The sequence below is a fragment of the Leminorella grimontii genome (genome assembly GCF_039789245.1).
Classification (GTDB): Bacteria; Pseudomonadota; Gammaproteobacteria; order Enterobacterales; family Enterobacteriaceae; genus Leminorella; species Leminorella grimontii.
Genome location: NZ_CP146357.1, coordinates 2644390 through 2661175, shown reverse-complemented (window position 1 = coordinate 2661175; position 16786 = coordinate 2644390). Strand labels below are relative to the sequence as shown.

General features: G+C 53.2%; 15 protein-coding genes. 10 read left to right on the top strand and 5 right to left on the bottom strand.

The features are described 5' to 3' along the window. Positions 1-39: 39 nt before the first annotated feature. The 3 genes from cvpA (at position 40) to V8L73_RS12415 (ending at position 2836) form a co-directional block, all read left to right on the top strand. Positions 40-534, top strand: a complete 495-nt coding sequence (gene cvpA, locus V8L73_RS12425) for a colicin V production protein (RefSeq protein ID WP_027272724.1) — start codon at positions 40-42, stop codon at positions 532-534. 45 nt (positions 535-579) lie between these two features. Continuing rightward, positions 580-2097 carry an amidophosphoribosyltransferase gene (purF, locus tag V8L73_RS12420; RefSeq protein ID WP_261832435.1) on the top strand — a complete coding sequence of 506 codons (1518 nt, stop codon included), beginning with the start codon at positions 580-582 and terminating at the stop codon, positions 2095-2097. A gap of 166 nt (positions 2098-2263) precedes the next feature. Next, positions 2264-2836: a UbiX family flavin prenyltransferase gene (locus V8L73_RS12415; RefSeq protein WP_027272726.1), complete on the top strand. Its 573-nt coding sequence runs from the start codon at positions 2264-2266 to the stop codon at positions 2834-2836. 16 nt (positions 2837-2852) lie between these two features. Here the strand turns inward: V8L73_RS12415 and V8L73_RS12410 are convergent, their stop codons facing one another. Beyond that, entirely contained in the window at positions 2853-3755 is a 903-nt protein-coding gene (locus V8L73_RS12410) for a TIGR01777 family oxidoreductase (protein ID WP_027272727.1), read from the bottom strand. A 245-nt stretch (positions 3756-4000) separates the two neighbouring features. Here V8L73_RS12410 and yfcE point away from each other — a divergent pair, with 245 nt between their 5' ends. The 3 genes from yfcE to V8L73_RS12395 are packed head-to-tail and all read left to right on the top strand — an operon-like array spanning position 4001 to position 5635. After that, complete coding sequence (gene yfcE / locus V8L73_RS12405) at positions 4001-4546, top strand: phosphodiesterase (protein WP_347253119.1); 546 nt, start codon at positions 4001-4003, stop codon at positions 4544-4546. 14 nt (positions 4547-4560) lie between these two features. Next, positions 4561-5103: an NUDIX hydrolase YfcD gene (yfcD, locus tag V8L73_RS12400; protein WP_027272729.1), complete on the top strand. Its 543-nt coding sequence runs from the start codon at positions 4561-4563 to the stop codon at positions 5101-5103. 55 nt (positions 5104-5158) lie between these two features. Further along, positions 5159-5635, top strand: a complete 477-nt coding sequence (locus V8L73_RS12395; protein ID WP_347253118.1) for a hypothetical protein — start codon at positions 5159-5161, stop codon at positions 5633-5635. Between the two features lie 61 nt (positions 5636-5696). Here the strand turns inward: V8L73_RS12395 and pta are convergent, their stop codons facing one another. Both pta and ackA read right to left on the bottom strand, forming a co-directional pair. Further along, complete coding sequence (pta, locus tag V8L73_RS12390; RefSeq protein ID WP_027272731.1) at positions 5697-7853, bottom strand: phosphate acetyltransferase; 2157 nt, start codon at positions 7851-7853, stop codon at positions 5697-5699. 74 nt (positions 7854-7927) lie between these two features. Next, positions 7928-9130, bottom strand: a complete 1203-nt coding sequence (ackA, locus tag V8L73_RS12385; RefSeq protein WP_027272732.1) for an acetate kinase — start codon at positions 9128-9130, stop codon at positions 7928-7930. A 436-nt stretch (positions 9131-9566) separates the two neighbouring features. Between ackA and yfbV the strand changes: the two genes are divergently transcribed. The 4 genes from yfbV (at position 9567) to V8L73_RS12365 (ending at position 12279) form a co-directional block, all read left to right on the top strand. Then, complete coding sequence (gene yfbV, locus V8L73_RS12380; RefSeq protein ID WP_027272733.1) at positions 9567-10019, top strand: terminus macrodomain insulation protein YfbV; 453 nt, start codon at positions 9567-9569, stop codon at positions 10017-10019. 221 nt (positions 10020-10240) lie between these two features. Then, positions 10241-10747 (top strand): YfbU family protein, encoded by a 507-nt coding sequence (locus V8L73_RS12375; RefSeq protein ID WP_027272734.1) that lies wholly within the window; start codon positions 10241-10243, stop codon positions 10745-10747. 75 nt (positions 10748-10822) lie between these two features. Beyond that, positions 10823-11482, top strand: a complete 660-nt coding sequence (locus tag V8L73_RS12370; RefSeq protein ID WP_347253117.1) for a sugar phosphatase — start codon at positions 10823-10825, stop codon at positions 11480-11482. 563 nt (positions 11483-12045) lie between these two features. Continuing rightward, positions 12046-12279, top strand: coding sequence for a hypothetical protein (locus V8L73_RS12365; protein WP_347253116.1), 234 nt, complete (start codon positions 12046-12048; stop codon positions 12277-12279). 63 nt (positions 12280-12342) lie between these two features. On the opposite strand, the gene V8L73_RS12360 is transcribed toward V8L73_RS12365, so the two are convergent. Next, the gene (locus V8L73_RS12360) at positions 12343-15276 is read right to left on the bottom strand and encodes an autotransporter outer membrane beta-barrel domain-containing protein (RefSeq protein WP_347253115.1); all 2934 of its coding nucleotides are present in this window, start codon (positions 15274-15276) and stop codon (positions 12343-12345) included. Between the two features lie 602 nt (positions 15277-15878). Next, positions 15879-16733: a co-chaperone YbbN gene (locus tag V8L73_RS12355; protein WP_027272737.1), complete on the bottom strand. Its 855-nt coding sequence runs from the start codon at positions 16731-16733 to the stop codon at positions 15879-15881. Positions 16734-16786: the final 53 nt, after the last annotated feature.

The window sequence follows — 16786 nt, the reverse complement described above, 5'->3', positions numbered from 1 at the left end:
TTGTATGAAGTTTTACGTCACTGCATGGATGTGGGTATGCTGAACTGGGTTGACTATGTCATTATCGGCGTTATCGCCTTTTCTCTTCTGGTCAGCCTGATTCGGGGGTTCGTTCGTGAAGCGCTGTCGTTGGTGACCTGGGTTGCGGCGTTTTTTGTCGCCAGTCGTTTTTATCCCTATCTGACGGTCTACTTTACGCAGTTTCAGGATGAGCTGATACGTAACGCTATTGCTATCGCCGCGTTGTTCGTTGCGACGCTAATTGTGGGTGCTATTGTTAACTATGTGATTGGGTCGTTGGTGAAACATACCGGGCTTTCCGGTACGGATCGCGTGCTGGGCGTCTGCTTTGGCGCGCTGCGCGGAGCGCTGATTGTCGCGGCGCTGCTGTTTTTCCTCGACTCCTTTACGGCGTTTTCTCAAAGCGAAGCCTGGGCGCAATCCCAGCTTATTCCGCAGTTTAGCCCACTAATCAAGTGGTTCTTTGACCATTTACAGAGTTCGTCGAGTTTCTTGCCGCACGCGATGCCTTAGGTTGGCTAGGGGGGCGTGCGGTGATACTGATGAGGAATAGACAGCATGTGCGGTATTGTCGGTATTGCCGGGTTCACCCCCGTTAACCAATCCATTTATGATGCACTCACCGTGCTCCAACACCGAGGTCAGGATGCCGCAGGCATCGTGACCATTGATGGAAACAATAACTTTCGCCTGAGAAAGGCCAATGGACTGGTTAAGGACGTGTTTGAAATGCGGCACATGCAGCGCCTGCAGGGCTCGCTTGGCATTGGGCACGTTCGCTATCCCACCGCAGGCTGCTCCAGCGCCTCCGAAGCGCAGCCGTTTTACGTCAACTCGCCGTACGGCATTTCTTTGGCTCACAACGGCAATCTGACCAACGCCCACGAGCTGCGGGACAAGCTGTTTGAGGTCGCCCGCCGTCACGTGAACACCACCTCTGACTCCGAGGTGCTTCTCAATATTTTAGCCAGCGAGCTGGACAATTTTCGCCACTATCCGCTCACGCCGGAAGATATTTTCACCTCCGTTCGTAACACCCATCGCCTGATCCGCGGCGCCTATGCCTGCGTCGCGCTGATTATCGGCCACGGCATGCTGGCGTTTCGCGATCCTAACGGCATCCGGCCGCTGGTTATCGGCAAGCGTCGGCTGGCCGACGGGCGCGTTGAGTATATGGTGGCTTCCGAGAGCGTGGCGCTGGATACTCTGGGCTTTGAGTTTATGCGCGACGTGGAGCCGGGAGAGGCTATCTACGTGACGCTGGAAGGGCAGCTGTTCACCGAACAGTGCGCCGACAGCCCGAAGAATCATCCCTGCCTGTTTGAGTACGTTTATTTCGCCCGTCCGGACTCGTTTATCGATAAGATTTCCGTCTATAGCGCCCGCGTTCGCATGGGTAAAACGCTGGGCGAGAAGATCGCCAAAGAGTGGGAAGATCTTGAGATCGACGTAGTGATCCCCATTCCTGAAACCTCCTGCGACATCGCGCTGGAAATCGCCCGCATTCTTGATAAACCCTATCGTCAGGGCTTTGTGAAAAACCGCTACGTCGGGCGGACGTTTATTATGCCCGGTCAACAAAAGAGAAAGCAGTCAGTGCGCCGCAAGCTGAACGCCAACCGAGCGGAGTTTCGCGATAAGTGCGTGCTGCTGGTGGACGACTCTATCGTTCGCGGCACGACGTCGGAGCAGATCGTTGAGATGGCTCGCGAAGCGGGAGCGAAGAAGGTTTACCTGGCCTCGGCCGCACCGGAGGTGCGATTCCCCAACGTTTACGGTATCGATATGCCGAGCGCCAATGAGCTGATTGCCCACGGTCGCGACGTAGAAGAAATCAATCGCATCATCGGCGCCGACGCGCTGATTTTTCAGGATCTTGACGATCTGGTGGAAGCGGTGCGCGACGATAACCGCGACATTGAGAAGTTTGAAAGCTCGGTGTTTGACGGCATCTACGTCACCAACGACATCGACCAGCACTATCTGAACTATCTCGACGGGCTGCGTAACGACGACGCGAAGGCGGACAAAGAGCAGCAGACCGTAGAAAACCTCGAGATGTATAACGAAGGCTAACGCTATCTTCTAAAAGGCCCGGCGACGCTCGTTGTCGCTGGGCCTTTTGCTTTTCTGCGTCCGCGCACGAATAAAATCCCTTTTTCTCTCTATGATTAAGATTGATTCAGGCCGGTGATTGCGGCAAAGTCAGTGCTCAAAAGAGAGGAAGGACATAATCCCCATGATGAAACGACTGATCGTCGGCATTTCCGGCGCCAGCGGCGCGCTGTACGGCGTACGCCTGCTTCAGGTGCTTCGAGACTGCCCGCAGGTAGAAAGCCACCTGATAATGAGCCAGGCCGCGCGCCAGACGCTGTCTTTAGAGACGGATTATTCCCTGCGTGAGGTGACAGAGCTGGCCGACGTGGTCCATGACGTGCGCGACATCGCCGCTTCGGTGTCTTCCGGCTCCTTTCGCTGCCACGGCATGGTCGTTCTTCCCTGTTCGATGAAAACCCTTTCCGCTATCGTTAACAGCTATACCGATGAATTGCTGAGCCGCGCTGCCGACGTGACGTTAAAAGAGAGAAAGCCGCTGGTGCTTTGCGTGCGCGAAACCCCGCTGCATTTGGGGCACCTGCGGCTGATGACGCAGGCGGCGGAGCTGGGCGCGGTTATCATGCCGCCGGTGCCGGCCTTTTATCACCGGCCACAGACAATTCAAGATATCGTTGACCAAACCGTTAGCCGGGTGCTGGATCAGTTCGATATCGAACCGGCAGCCGAACTGTTTACCCGCTGGCGGGGAAAATCTTAGCGTTCCAACGCGTTCGCTAGCTATCGGGAAACAGGTTTTTAAACGCATCTTCCAGTTCTGAATAGGTGAATTCAAAGCCCGCCTCCTCCAGTCGCTTGGGCAGCGCGCGCTGTCCACCGAGAACCAAAACGGACGCTTCTCCCATCAGCAGGCGGATGACGAAGGCCGGCGTTCGGAAAAAGTGCGGCCTGTCCAGCGCCGACGACAGCAGGTCGGTAAACAGCTCGTTGTGAACGGGGTAAGGGGCGACCATGTTGAACGGCCCCTGAAGAACCGGCGTGTTGAGTAAAAACAGGATGCCGTTGACCATGTCGTCGATGTGGATCCACGGCATGTACTGAAGGCCGCTGCCGATAGGACCGCCGAGTCCGGCTTTGAATATCGGCATCATCTTCGCCAGCGCGCCTCCTTCGGTTGACAGCACGATGCCGGTACGAAGCAGGCAAACCCGCGTTTTTTCGCTTTGAGCCGCCAGCGCCTCTTGCTCCCAGCGTTGGCAGAGCATGTGGGTGAACTCGCTGTGCGGCGTTTCGTCTTCTGTCACTATGCTTTGCCCCTGATCGCCGTAGTAGCCGACGGCGGAGCCGGAAATAAACGTCGCCGGAGGCGTCTGGCTTTCGAGAATAAGCTTGCTGAGCTGCGCCGTTAGCTGCCAGCGGCTGTGGCAGAGGAGGCGCTTCTGCCCGTCGCTCCAGCGCTTGTCGGCAATCGGTTCTCCGGCCAGGTTGATCACCGCGTCGACGTTGTCCAGAGAGGGAAGGTGATCAAGGGAACCTAAAACGGTAACGCCGTCGCCAAATAAAGCCCGCGCCTTGTCCGGGCTGCGGCTGAGAAGCGTGACGCTATGCGACAGAGAGAGCAGCTTTTTTGTCAACGGGCGACCGATGAGGCCGGTGGCGCCGGTAATCAGTATATGCATGGGCGATCTCCTGAGGCTGCCGTGAAAGGACACAGCCTAAAGTCGTCTTGTATAATCAGATACCTTAATGATAGCTAATTGATGACGCAATAGCGTTTGATGGTTCACAACATCAAGAGATTTTTCCTTTTTATCCAACCGAGTGGGGCGTTGGTCAGCGTTTAGGCAAACGGTGATAAACCGTCGCATGACGCGATAAAGTGCGGTATATTTGCCGCCATGCGAAGTGTCGGGATGATGTATCCATGAAACTGATGTTTGCTTCCGATTTGCACGGCTCTCTACCTGCAACGGAAAGCGTGCTGGCGACGTTTGAACGCCAGGGCGCCGACAGGCTGATTTTATTAGGCGACCTGATGTATCACGGGCCGAGAAATCCTCTACCGGAAGGTTATGCGCCGGCGGAGGTCGCCGAGCGGCTTAACGACGTCGCCGATAGGATCGTTGCCGTACGCGGAAACTGCGACAGCGAAGTCGATCAGATGCTGCTGACGTTTCCTATTGAAGCTACCTGGCAACAGGTCGTACTTGATCATCGTCGGCTTTTTCTCACTCATGGGCACCACTATCATCCGCAAAAGCTGCCGCCGCTTAGCAAAGGCGACGTTTTTGTTTACGGCCATACCCATATTCCTCAGGCGGAGAAGCAGGGAGACATATTCCTGTTCAACCCCGGCTCGGCCAGCCTCCCCAAGGGCGGGTATCCGGCAAGCTTCGGCATGTTGGAAGACGGTATGCTTAGGGTTATGACGTTATCTCAGGGGCATCCCCTCGTTCAGGTATCTTTATAAAAGGTTTTTCATAGATGGAAGAGCAAAGCCAGGCAGAGCGCATCGAATGGGTTGATGTGGTCGATGAAAACAATAACGTGATGGCGCAGGCAACTCGCCAACAGATGCGGCAAAAGAATCTTCGTCACAGAGCGACCTACATCGTCGTGCACAACGGTATGGACAAGGTGCTGGTTCAACGCCGCACCAAGAATAAGGACTTCTATCCGGGATGGTTAGACGCCACCGCGGGCGGCGTGGTGCAAAAGGGCGAAGAGATGCTGGCCTCGGCACGCCGCGAGGCGGAGGAAGAGCTTGGCATCGCCGACGTGCCGTTCGCCGATCACGGCACGTTTTACTATGAGTCCGAAAGCTGCATGGTCTGGGGAGGCTTGTTCAGCTGCGTTTCCCACGGCCCGTTTGCGCTACAGGAGGACGAGGTGGAGAGCGTTCACTGGATGACGCTGGAAGAAATCAACCAGCGGGCGGACGAGTTTACGCCGGACTCCATCAAGGCGCTGAACCTGTGGCTTTCGCGCAACCCCGATGAGATGGGCATGGCCTCGGTTGACCAATAGCCTTCCTTCCGGCTTATCGCCTTTATCAAAGGCGTTTGCCGTCAGGCTTGGTCTCATGCTGGAGGCCGAGCTGATTGACTACCGATATTTTATTCCCTGGTGCGATGACGTTATTTTACGTAAAGACACCCCACCAGACTGGATACTTGAGTTGGCGACTGAAGAGTTCCAACCTGGTGCAATCAGTATCGTTTGTACTTATGCCTATTCAGAGCCTTTTATCGAATTCTTGGGGACAACGGAGTTCTATGTTGCCTGCCTGTTTTTAAAATATCGTATTGGTCAAATTTCCTGGGCGACGTTTCTTGGGAAGGCGGGAAGCTATACCGATGCCTATCAGGATAGCGTCGACTGTTCGTATTTCTTTTGTATGCTTAATGACATAGAAGCTACGGAGTTTGATAGAAATCTTGAAGGCGTTCAGGTAGAGGACGTTGTATCTCATTTTGCTCATGCGATTGATGAGGCTGAAGTGGTGTATAACTTCTTTCTGCACTATTTCCCACAAAATAAAAACGCCAAAGCCGAGTGACGGTTTTGGCGCCTTGTTTTATTCCGGGCCGCCTTTCAGCGGCCCGTTTCGTTACGCTATCTTACTTAGCCGCTTCGATCTGCACGGCCTGAATCGCCGTCAGGGCGATGGTGTAGACGATATCGTCTACCAGCGCGCCGCGGGACAGGTCGTTAACCGGCTTGCGCATGCCTTGCAGCATCGGTCCGATGGAGACCAGATCGGCTGAACGCTGTACCGCTTTGTAAGTGGTGTTACCGGTGTTCAGATCCGGGAAGATGAATACCGTGGCTTTACCCGCAACCGGTGAGTTGGGGGCTTTGGAGCGGGCAACGTCTTCCATGATGGCCGCGTCGTACTGCAGCGGGCCGTCGATAACCAGGTCAGGACGCTTTTCTTGAGCGATGCGGGTCGCTTCGCGCACTTTGTCTACGTCGCTGCCGGTGCCGGAATTACCGGTAGAGTAGGAGATCATCGCAACGCGAGGATCGACGCCGAAGGCGGCGGCGGAGTCCGCGGACTGGATAGCGATTTCCGCCAGCTGTTCTGCGGTCGGATCCGGGTTGATGGCGCAGTCGCCGTAAACCAGAACCTGTTCAGGCAGCAGCATGAAGAATACGGAGGACACCAGCGAGCTGCCCGGCGCGGTCTTGATAAGCTGAAGCGGCGGACGAATGGTGTTGGCAGTGGTGTGAACCGCGCCGGAAACCAGACCGTCGACTTCGCCCTGTTCCAGCATCAGGGTGCCCAGAACGACGTTGTCTTGCAGCTGCTCGCGGGCGACGACTTCGGTCATACCCTTGCTCTTGCGCAGCTCAACCAGGCGAGGAACGTAGATTTCGCGAACTTCGTTCGGATCGACGATTTCAATGCCTTTGCCTAGCTCAACGCCCTGCGCTTCGGCAACGCGCTTCACTTCTTCAGGGTTGCCCAGCAGAATACACTGTGCGATGCCGCGTTCTGCACAGATAGCGGCCGCCTTGATGGTGCGCGGTTCGTCGCCTTCCGGCAGCACGACGCGCTTGTTGGCCTTACGGGCAAGCTCGGTCAGCTGATAGCGGAACGCCGGCGGAGACATGCGGCGAGAGCCTTCGGTGTTGGCGGTTAGCGCGTCAATCCACTCGCTGTTGATGTGGTTGGCGATATGGTTTTGCGACAGTTCGATGCGCTCGTGGTCATCGGACGGCGCTTCCAGGCTGAAGCTTTGCAGGGACAGCGAGGTTTGCCAGGTGTTGGTGTCAACCATGAAGACCGGCAGGCCGGTTTCAAACGCCTGCTCGCACAGCTTGGCGATGCGCTCGTCGATTTCATAACCGCCGGTCAGCAGGATGGCGCCGATTTCTACGCCGTTCATGGCGGCCAGGCAGGCGGCGACCAGAACGTCCGGGCGATCCGCGGAGGCAACCAACAGGGAGCCGGGGCGGAAATGCGTCAGCATGTTCGGAATGCTGCGGGCGCAGAACGTGATGGACTTGATGCGGCGCGTGCGGATCTGGCCTTCGTTAATGATGCGGGCCTTCAGGTGGTGAGCCATGTCGACGGCGCGGGTTGCGATCAGATCGATGTTCCACGGAATGCAGCCCAGAATCGGCAGGCTGGAGTTGGTGAACAGCTTCGCAGTGTCAACGGCGGTGATCTGCGCCTTGCTTTGCGTGGCGTCGTCGAACATTTCGGACAGGTCCGGACGGGTGCGGCCCTGATCGTCAACCGGGGCGTTCAGCTTGTTGATGATAACGCCGGTGATATTTTCGTTCTTGCTGCCGCCAAAGTTGGAGCGGGCCAGCTCGATGCGCTCTTTGAGCTGCGCCGGAGAATCTTTGCCCAAAGACATGACGAAGACGATTTCCGCGCCCAGCGTTTTGGCGATTTCATAGTTCAGCGCGTTGGCGAACTGATGCTTAGGCGTAGGAACCAGACCTTCGATCAGAACGACTTCTGAACCCTTGGCGCATTCCTGATAGCGCGCAACGATGGTTTCCATCAGTACGTCCTGCTGGTTGTTGCTCAGCAGGCTTTCAACCAGCGTCATGCTCAGCGGCTCTGCCGTCGTGGCGTTAGAGTTTGCGCGTAGAATGGTGGTGGTTTGATCCGCAACTTCGTCGCCGGAGCGAGACTGAGCGACGGGCTTGAATACGCCCAGACGGACGCCTTTGCGCTCCATGGCGCGCACGACACCGAGGCTGACGCTGGTCAGGCCTACGCTGGTGCCGGTGGGAATTAACATGATTGTACGAGACACGGCTAAACCTCTTTCGGTTGTGCTTTCGTCAAAACAACACCGCCAGCCTGGGCTGACGGTGTGACCTTCAATTCTTATGCGGCAAGACGGGCTGCGTCCTGCGCGATGACCAACTCTTCGTTAGTCGGGATGATTAGCGCCGGGCGGGTGCCGTCTTTGGCGATGTTGCCGGATTTGCCGAAGCGGGCGGCCAGGTTGCGCTCGTGGTCAACGGCGAAGCCGAGCAGTGCCAGCTTGTCCAGCGTCAGTTCGCGAACCATCGCGGCGTTTTCACCGATGCCGCCGGTGAAGATAACGGCGTCAAGACGGCCGTCCATCAGAGCCGTATAGGCGCCGACGTACTTGGCCAGGCGATGACAGAAAACGTCCATGGCGCGCTTGGCGTCAGCCTTTTCTGCATAGTTGTCTTCAACGTAGCGGCAGTCGCTGGTGACTTCGGTCAGCCCCATCAGGCCGGACTCTTTGTTCAAAAGCGTATTGATCTTCTCCATGCTCATTCCCATCACGTCGTACAGGTGGAAAATGATAGCCGGATCGATGTCGCCGCTGCGGGTGCCCATGACCAGGCCTTCCAGCGGGGTCAGACCCATAGAGGTGTCAACGCACTTGCCGTTACGGATAGCAGAAACGGAACCGCCGTTGCCCAGGTGGCAGGTGATGACGTTCAGGTCATCGACGGACTTGTTCAGCATCTTGGCGGCTTCGCGACTGACATAGTAGTGGCTGGTGCCGTGGAAGCCGTAACGGCGAATGCCGTGCTCTTTGTACAGGCTGTAGGGCAGGGCATACAGGAAAGATTCTTCCGGCATAGTTTGGTGGAAAGCGGTATCAAAAACGGCCACGTTGTTATTCTTAAGAGAAGGGAACGCTTTGAATGCTTCTTGAATGCCGATAAGGCCGGCAGGGTTGTGCAGCGGAGCGAACGGAGCGGCCGCTTCGATGCCTTTAAGTACGTCGTCATTAATCACGACTGACTGGGTAAACTGCTCGCCGCCGTGCACGATGCGGTGGCCGATCGCCGTCAGGCTGTTTGACAGTTCTGGTTTTTGCGCCAGAATGGTATTAACGATGAAATTCAGAGCTTCGCTGTGAGCAGCGCCTGCTCCAAGGGCTTCTTCGTGCTTGCTTCCGTCCATTTTCCATTTGATGCGGGCTTCCGGCAGATTGAAGCACTCGGCTAAACCAGAAAGGTGTTCTTCGCCATTGGCAGCATCAATGATGGCAAACTTCAGAGAAGAACTACCGCAGTTAAGAACCAGAACCAGCTTACTCGACATGAGAAGTACCTATTTTATTCGTGATTGGAAATACAAAAATCGGGAACTTGGCACCCGGAGGTAGGAGCCAGGCTCCTTAGACCGTTGTTTCGCCGCGTACCCGCGTAGCGTTTCTTTATATTGTACACAATTGCCTGAGAACAGGTTATTGCTATTATTTATTACTTCATTCATTCCACAAATAGCTTGAAATGTGCCATTAGGCCCAGAGGGCGCTGCTAGCATAATCCCTGATAGTTCAAAAAGAAAACCAAATTACAAATTAAATTGATATTTATTAAACTGCATCAAGTTTTTTATGCGATTTTTTTAAATTTTATGAATTTTTTTGAAGTTAACTCACTCTAACTATCCAAATGTGAATCTGACAGATCTCGTAAGATAAGGTATAACTGTTATATATGTGTTGTGTAGGCAGATCGGAGGGCAACAGGCTATGAAACGTTCTTTAGGGCCGGTACGTTGGCTAAAGCTCTTTACGCTAGGGCAGACCTACATGAAAACGTGGCCAAACGAAAAGCGTTTGGGCGTGGTGTTTCCTGAGCATCGCATCATTACGGCGACACGCTTTGGCGTGCGTTTTATGCCTCCCGTTGCCGTTTTTACGCTGGCCTGGCAAATCGCCATGGGCGGAAACCTGGGGCCCGCGGTGGCGACGGCAATCTTTGCCTGCAGTATGCCAATGCAGGGGCTGTGGTGGTTGGGAAAGCGCTCATGCGCCGTGCTTCCTCCTACGCTTAAGCAGTGGTTCTTTTCTCTTCGTGCGAAGCTCACCGAAGCGGGGCAGAAGTGTGAGCCGCTGGAAGAGGAGCCAACCTATCAGCACCTTGCCGTACTGCTAAAGCAGGCATTCAGCCGGTTGGACAAAACTTTTCTGGACGACCTCTAACGTATCTTCGATCTGCTGCGCTTTTCGTTCTGAGCGCGATAGATTTCACTCCTGTGTTGTTTATCGTTTTCCTTCTCGATCGTGCAAAAAATTGCGCGCAACGGGTATCACTCTTTGGCTCAATGTGACATTCTCTAGTCATTCGAAGCGCTTTAGAGCCTATTCCTAGGCGCGACTTCACCGGTTTATTTTTTTGTTTTCAATCCGTAGGAGTTGTTATTGTGGAAATGACCAATGCTCAAAGGCTGATTCTGTCGAATCAGTACAAGATGATGACGATGTTGGATCCGGAGAATGCCGAACGCTATCGTCGCTTGCAGACTATCGTTGAGCGCGGTTTTGGCCTGCAAATGAAGGAACTTGAGCGCGAGTTTGGCGAGCTGACGGAAGAGACCTGTCGTACGATTATCAACATTATGGAAATGCACCATGCGCTGCGCGTTTCGTTTGAGAATCTGCGCGATCATCTGAAGGACAAAGCTGAAATTGATGAGCGTCGTATTGCTTTTCTGGGCTTTGATGCCGCGACCGAAGCGCGCTATTTGAGCTATGTTCGCTTCCTGGTGAATACCGAAGGCCGCTATACCCACTTTGATTCCGGCACGCACGGCTTTAACTCCCAGACCAAGATGTGGGACAAATATCAGCGCATGTTGGCGATTTGGCAATCTTGCCCGCGTCAGTATCATCTCTGTGCGATTGAGATTTCGCAAATAATCAACGCCTGATTTATGCTTAACGTGATAATGGCCCGCATTTGCGGGTCTTCGTTTTTAGCCACTGAAAAAACGGGAAGGCAAAAGTTGAACTGCAAAGGTTTTCTGTTCGATCTGGACGGCACGCTGGTGAGCTCGCTGGCGGTCGTGGAGCGGTCGTGGCTCATGCTGGCCAATAAGTATTCGCTTAATCCGAAAGAGGTTTTGGACTTCATTCACGGCAAACAGGCCATCACCTCTCTACGCCACTTCATGGCGGGCTATAGTGATGAAGATATTCAAAAAGAGTTTAAGGCGCTGGAGCATCAAGAAACGGTAGATACTGACGGCATCGTCGCGCTGCCGGGCGCCGTTGCGCTGTTGAATCGGCTCAACGAGTTGGGCATTCCCTGGGCTATTGTCACTTCAGGCACCATTCCTATCGCTCAGGCGAGAAGCCGAGCGGCGGGCATACCGCTGCCGGAAGTGTTCGTTACCGCTGAGCTGGTCGCCAGAGGAAAGCCGGAGCCTGACGCCTATCTTCTTGGGGCGCAGCGTTTGGGATTCTTACCACAGGAGTGCGTTGTGGTTGAAGACGCTGCGGCGGGCATTGCCTCCGGTTTAGCCGCAGGCTGTCAAGTTATTGCGGTCAATGCGGAGAATACGCCGGATCTGGCGCGTGTCGACAGAGCGTTGGCTTCACTGGAGCAAATTAGCGTCACCTATGAAAACGGCGTAGCGACGCTGGCGTTTAGTCAGGCCAGCTAACGTTTTACGCTTTTACTTATGAAAAACGCTGCCCATTGTTAGGCGGCGTTTTTGTAAGCACTCTTGGTATATATTCTTTTTTAGGCTTATCCATATATTAGCCGGAGATTGTCCTTTCTCCTTTCTCCTTTCCATATATAGCATAGCGGAATTTATTTATTAATTTAGTGGTAACTATAAAAATTAGCGTCAGGGGAATATGTATTTTTTGTTAAGCTTACATAATAAAAATCATCTTTAATTAACATCTCTTGTTTTTTCTTTATGGTTAAAATTTTCATCTGTTTGTTAATGAGTAAGTTGGCGAAACACCGACCTTTCTCGGCGTTTCTTGGCTTAATAATTCTTTTTAATCAAATTATTAACCAACTTCTCTGTGCCCCGCTATCTAAGTGATTTTATCGGTATTATTTATTAATGGGACTTTTGTATTATTATTGTAAGGTTATAGTATGATTGGTTTAAATTCGCTTGTTAGAAATGTGCGTTATTTTAATATAGATCCTTAGTTGAACGTTAATTTATAAAAAAGCCTTTTAGAACATTCTTAAAAAGGATTTATCATGACTAGCTCTGTATCTAATAGAATCAAGATAGGATTTATTGGGCTGCTTTGTATCAGTACCGTTGGATGCCAAAACATGACGGGAGAGGATTGGGGCGCGCTTGCGATTGGCGCGGTTATTGTTGGTGCGATTGCCGCCGTTGCGGTAAGCGGCGACGACGATGACCATCACGATCGCCGTCACGACGATCGCCGCGATAAAGGGCGTCATGATAAAGGCCATCGCCGCTAGGCCGTAGTTTGAAACGCCGTCCAGAAAGCCGGACGGCGTTTTTACTGCTTTTTTTATAAGCGCTTACCAAACGTACTTAACGCCGATAACCCCTTCGCTGTTTCGATAGCCGTTCTCTCCGGTCTGGTTGCTCAACTGCGCCCAGGCCTGCCAACCGTTGCTGATGCGAGCCTGAAGGCCGATTTCAACCTCATAGCGATTGTCGGGAACGTCTTGCGAGAAACGGTCATTGTCCATTTTCAGCGCGTTGTTGGCGTCGCCGTGCCACCAGTTGACGCCGACAAACGGCTGAACGCCTTCACCACGTTCCATACGGCCATAGAGGCGGGCGCCCAGGCGCGTCGTCAGGCCATTGGCGTCGCCGCCGTGTATGCGAGTGCCGTTTTGTTCCGTGTGGGTGTCGGCGCTATACCAGTCGTAAATCAGCTGAGCCTGCGGTTCAACCAGCCACTGATAGTTGCCGGCATTGCCCAGCGTAAAGGCGTAACCGGATTCGACAGACCACTGCCAGAGTCGGCTTTTATATTCTTCAGAGGGCAGATCCTGGCCTTTTACCGTGTTGTCGAACCAGGCGTACTGTACGTAGGTGTCCATATAGCCGCCGGTCGCCATTGACGCGCTGCCGAACCAGGTAGCGTAAAGGCCGACGCTGTAGCCGTCGACGTCGCCGGATGCCTTGCTGGCGTCGGCCTTATAGGCATTAGGGTTGGTGCTGTCGACGTCGCTGTGGCCGTAGCCCGCCATCACGCCGAACAGGAAGCGCTGGTCGTTGCTGTCCCAGCGCGCCAGATCGCCACCCAGCTGAACCAGAGTGGTGTCGGTATCGACGTTCAGCGACTGACCGGCCGCTTTACTGTCGGTTGAATTACCGACGGCCCGCAGCCACATGCCGCCAACGCCGCCGTCGGTCCCGTTGGGCTGGGTAAATTCTGGCTCGCCCAGGCGCTCGTGCATCGTGTGGGTGAACATATTAACAGCTGCCGTCTGGTTGCCCAGGTAGGCGCCGGCCTCCGGGCGAGTGGGGTTGATGGAAGGCGTCGGAGTGGGATCTGGATTGGGCGAATCGACGGAGCGAAGATACCAGTTTCCATTAGCTGGGTCGCTGACGCTGCCTTGATACAGGCTGTAATCGTAGCCGCCTTTTACGGCTCTGCCTTCCATGGTAAAGACGGCATCGGACTGCCCGGCGACGTCAATGACCTTTATTCCTTCAACGGTTTGCGCGCCGCTGCCGCCGACGTTGTTAAAGCTGACGCTGGTGCTGCCCGCGCTATCGCCGTTAATGACTAGCATGTCGGTCGGGGAGCTGTCGTCGCCGAGTTGGGTGTTCATCAACAGCTTGCTGCCGTCTGCGCCGTAGTAGTCGCCGTCGACGGTGATGGTTTTAAAGCCGCTGGCGTCGTCAGGGGTTACAAAGGAGACGGTTCCTGCGTTGTTAAGCGTTGTCAGCGCTGAGTTGCTCGTTACGTTCCAACGGCTGGTGGCGTCAATGTTCGCCGTTGAGGCGCCAGCATAGCCCTGAGTGTTAATAGCGCCGGTGAGGGTAGAGGCGCCGCTTAGGTTAAATACCAGCGTGCTGTCGACATTGGAAGAATTGACCAACACGTCACCGGTAATTGCCGTGCCGTTGGTGGCATCAATATTTACCTCGTTTAGCAGCAGACCTGAGTTGTTATTGTAGTCGTAAATTTTGAAGGCCAAGCCGCTGTCGCTAATGATCTGGGCGTTATCCAGCGTTAAGGAAAGCGGATCGTTGTCACTTTCATCATTCCTGTCCTGTAAAACGACGGCGGTTGAGTTTTTTGAATAGAGAGTGCTGCCGACAATTTTTGTGCTGCCTACGTCGGCAAGCCTTAGGGCCGAGCTGTTTTCGCCTTCAGCGGTTATGGTTGTATTGATAATCTCTCCGGCTGCTTTACTTCCAATAATAAATGCGCCATAGGATGTATTGCCGCTAACGGATATTGCGCTATCGGTAATGTTATAGAGACTGTTTCCATAATAGCCGTCGGCGTAAAAAGCATAGTTTTTATCGCCAGTTGCCGTAATCTGAGAATTTGTTACCGACAAACTGTTGTTTGAGCCCCCGTTGGCAATAACAAGATAGTTGCCGTCGCCACTGGCGTTAATCACAGAGTCGCTTAGCGTTAGCGCACTATTGCTTAAGTTAATGCCGTAAGCCTGGTTAATATTCATGTCCAGGTGCGACTCTTTTAACGTAACGTCGCTGGAAGAGGCGGAAATACCCCAAACGTCGCCATTGGCTGTAAATGTGGTGTTTTTGGCTTCCAGCGTGGAGTTGCTTAGCCCTACGACGGCATAGGAGCCAGGATAGTCGCCGTTATCATAGGTGGTGCTCAGCGAGGCGCGATCAAGCGTTACTATGCTGCCATCGTTTGCCGTTATTGTGCTGCTACCAATGGAGCTTAGGCTGGAATTGGTGATAGTCGCGCTGTTTTTGCTATCCATATAGAGGATAGCGGCGCCGCTGCTGGAGCCGGTTTGATTTAACTGGACGTTATCAAGGCTAATCTCGGCCCGATCGTTCATCGAGATCAGCATGTCGTCAAAGTCGTGAATAATTGAATTCGAGAATGAGACAAAGCTGCCTGCGCCGGCGGCTTTAATTTGGACGTTGCTCGGATCGCTATCGAATTGGATATTGTCCAGAATCGCTTGCCCGCCGTTATCAACATTAACGTATTGATATACGTTTCCAGAGAGAGTGCCGTTTTTTACCTCGATGGTACCGCCGGAAGCGTAAATAGCGCTGCCGGCCGTTCCGCCTTGAATGTTATATCCGTCAGAAGCGATCTTTCCTCCGTCGTGAGCATAAAGCGCGCTTGAGTTGAAACCGGAATATTCGACGTCATCCGTAATTGTGACGTTTTGTCCTGACCCTGCCGTTGTTCTCGTGGTAATAGTGGCTTGAGTAGTATAGCTAACGGAACCGACAGCCATGGCAATAGCGATGGAAATGAGTTTTTCATTGCTCATAAGAAGATATCCTTATCATCTATAAAGAAGTTGATTTAATAGTTTTTTTATTTTTTTAAATTATATAAAAAAACGGTGTTTTATTGCCAATGGTTTATTTCATCATATTAAGGTTGTATTAATATTTATAATATTCACTTGGTTACGATTTGGCGTCGATGGTTATCTGGTTTTATTTCTTTGCTTTTCGTTTTTTGCTCTTGACTTGGGTAATTAATAAAGAGTGTTTTAATGTTAATATTTTTATTCGGATGATGGTAGCGTCTGAGCTATCTGCATTTTTTCTATTAATAAATTAAATATTATATTTAGTGCCCTGTTCTATGCCTGACAAATCAGGGGGGAGGAGATTTGTCGGCCAGTAATGCATCAGTGTGGGAGAATATAAAGAATGAGAGAGCGGACAACCGTCATTACGGCAATAACCACGATAGAAATAATGATGGCGCTAACAGGCGCCTTAACGATCGCAATAAATGCGCAGCGGTATAACGATCCCTTCCGCAGTAGGTATAAAAAACAGAAATAGGCGGTTACGCTGAAAAAGCAATGGAAGATAAAAGCAAAAGGCATATGTATGCCTTTTGCTTTTTAGGGCTAAATCAGTACAACAATGAATATAGCTGACGGCGGAATTTAGACGCCAGTGCGTCGCCAGTGCCCAGCGCGGCCAGAATGTCCATCATGGTCTTTTTCGCGCTTCCGTCTGCAGCGTTGAGATCGCGCTTGAGGTGGCCCATTAGTAGAAGGAGGGCCTCTTCATTACGGCCTACGGTATGCAGCTGAAGGGCAAGCTGAACCGCCAGTTCGACGTTGCCTGGATCGGCTTCTACCTGCTTTTGCAATTGCTGAATTTCCGGCGTATCCGCAGCCTGCTTCAACAGTTCAATCTGGGCAATAAGCCCCTGATAGCGGGTATCGCGATCTTGCAGCGGCACGGCGGCCAGTACGGCTTCCGCCTCTTCGGTACGGCTGAGGGCGATTTGCGTTTCCGCCAGCAGCAGGCCGATGTCGCTGCGCTGTTGGCTAAGCTGCCAGGCGTCCTTCAGTAGGGGCAGGGCGTCGATAAAACGTCCTTCCTGCATCAGCGCCTGCGCTTCGGCGGCTTTCAACTCCTCTTCCTTCGGCAGTACTCGGTCAAGCAGGGCGCGAATAGCTTCTTCAGGCTGTGGCCCTTGAAAACCGTCGACCGGCTGGCCGTCTTTAAACAGATAAACGGTTGGGATCGCGCGGATGCCAAACTGGGCAGCAACCATCGGCTGGCTGTCGCAGTCCACTGTCGCAAGAATAAATTTACCGCCGTATTCGGCAGCCAGCTTGGTAAGCACCGGCTCTAGAACCTGGCAGTGCTGACTGCGGGGGGACCAAAAGTAAAACAGCAGCGGCGCCTGTGAAGACTGTTCCAACACCTGTTGGAAGTTGGATTCATTGACGTCAATAACGAAGTTCGCTGGCATGGGGCACTCTCTTTTACACGTGTATTTGTTACCTATATGTAGGCAACCTCGAT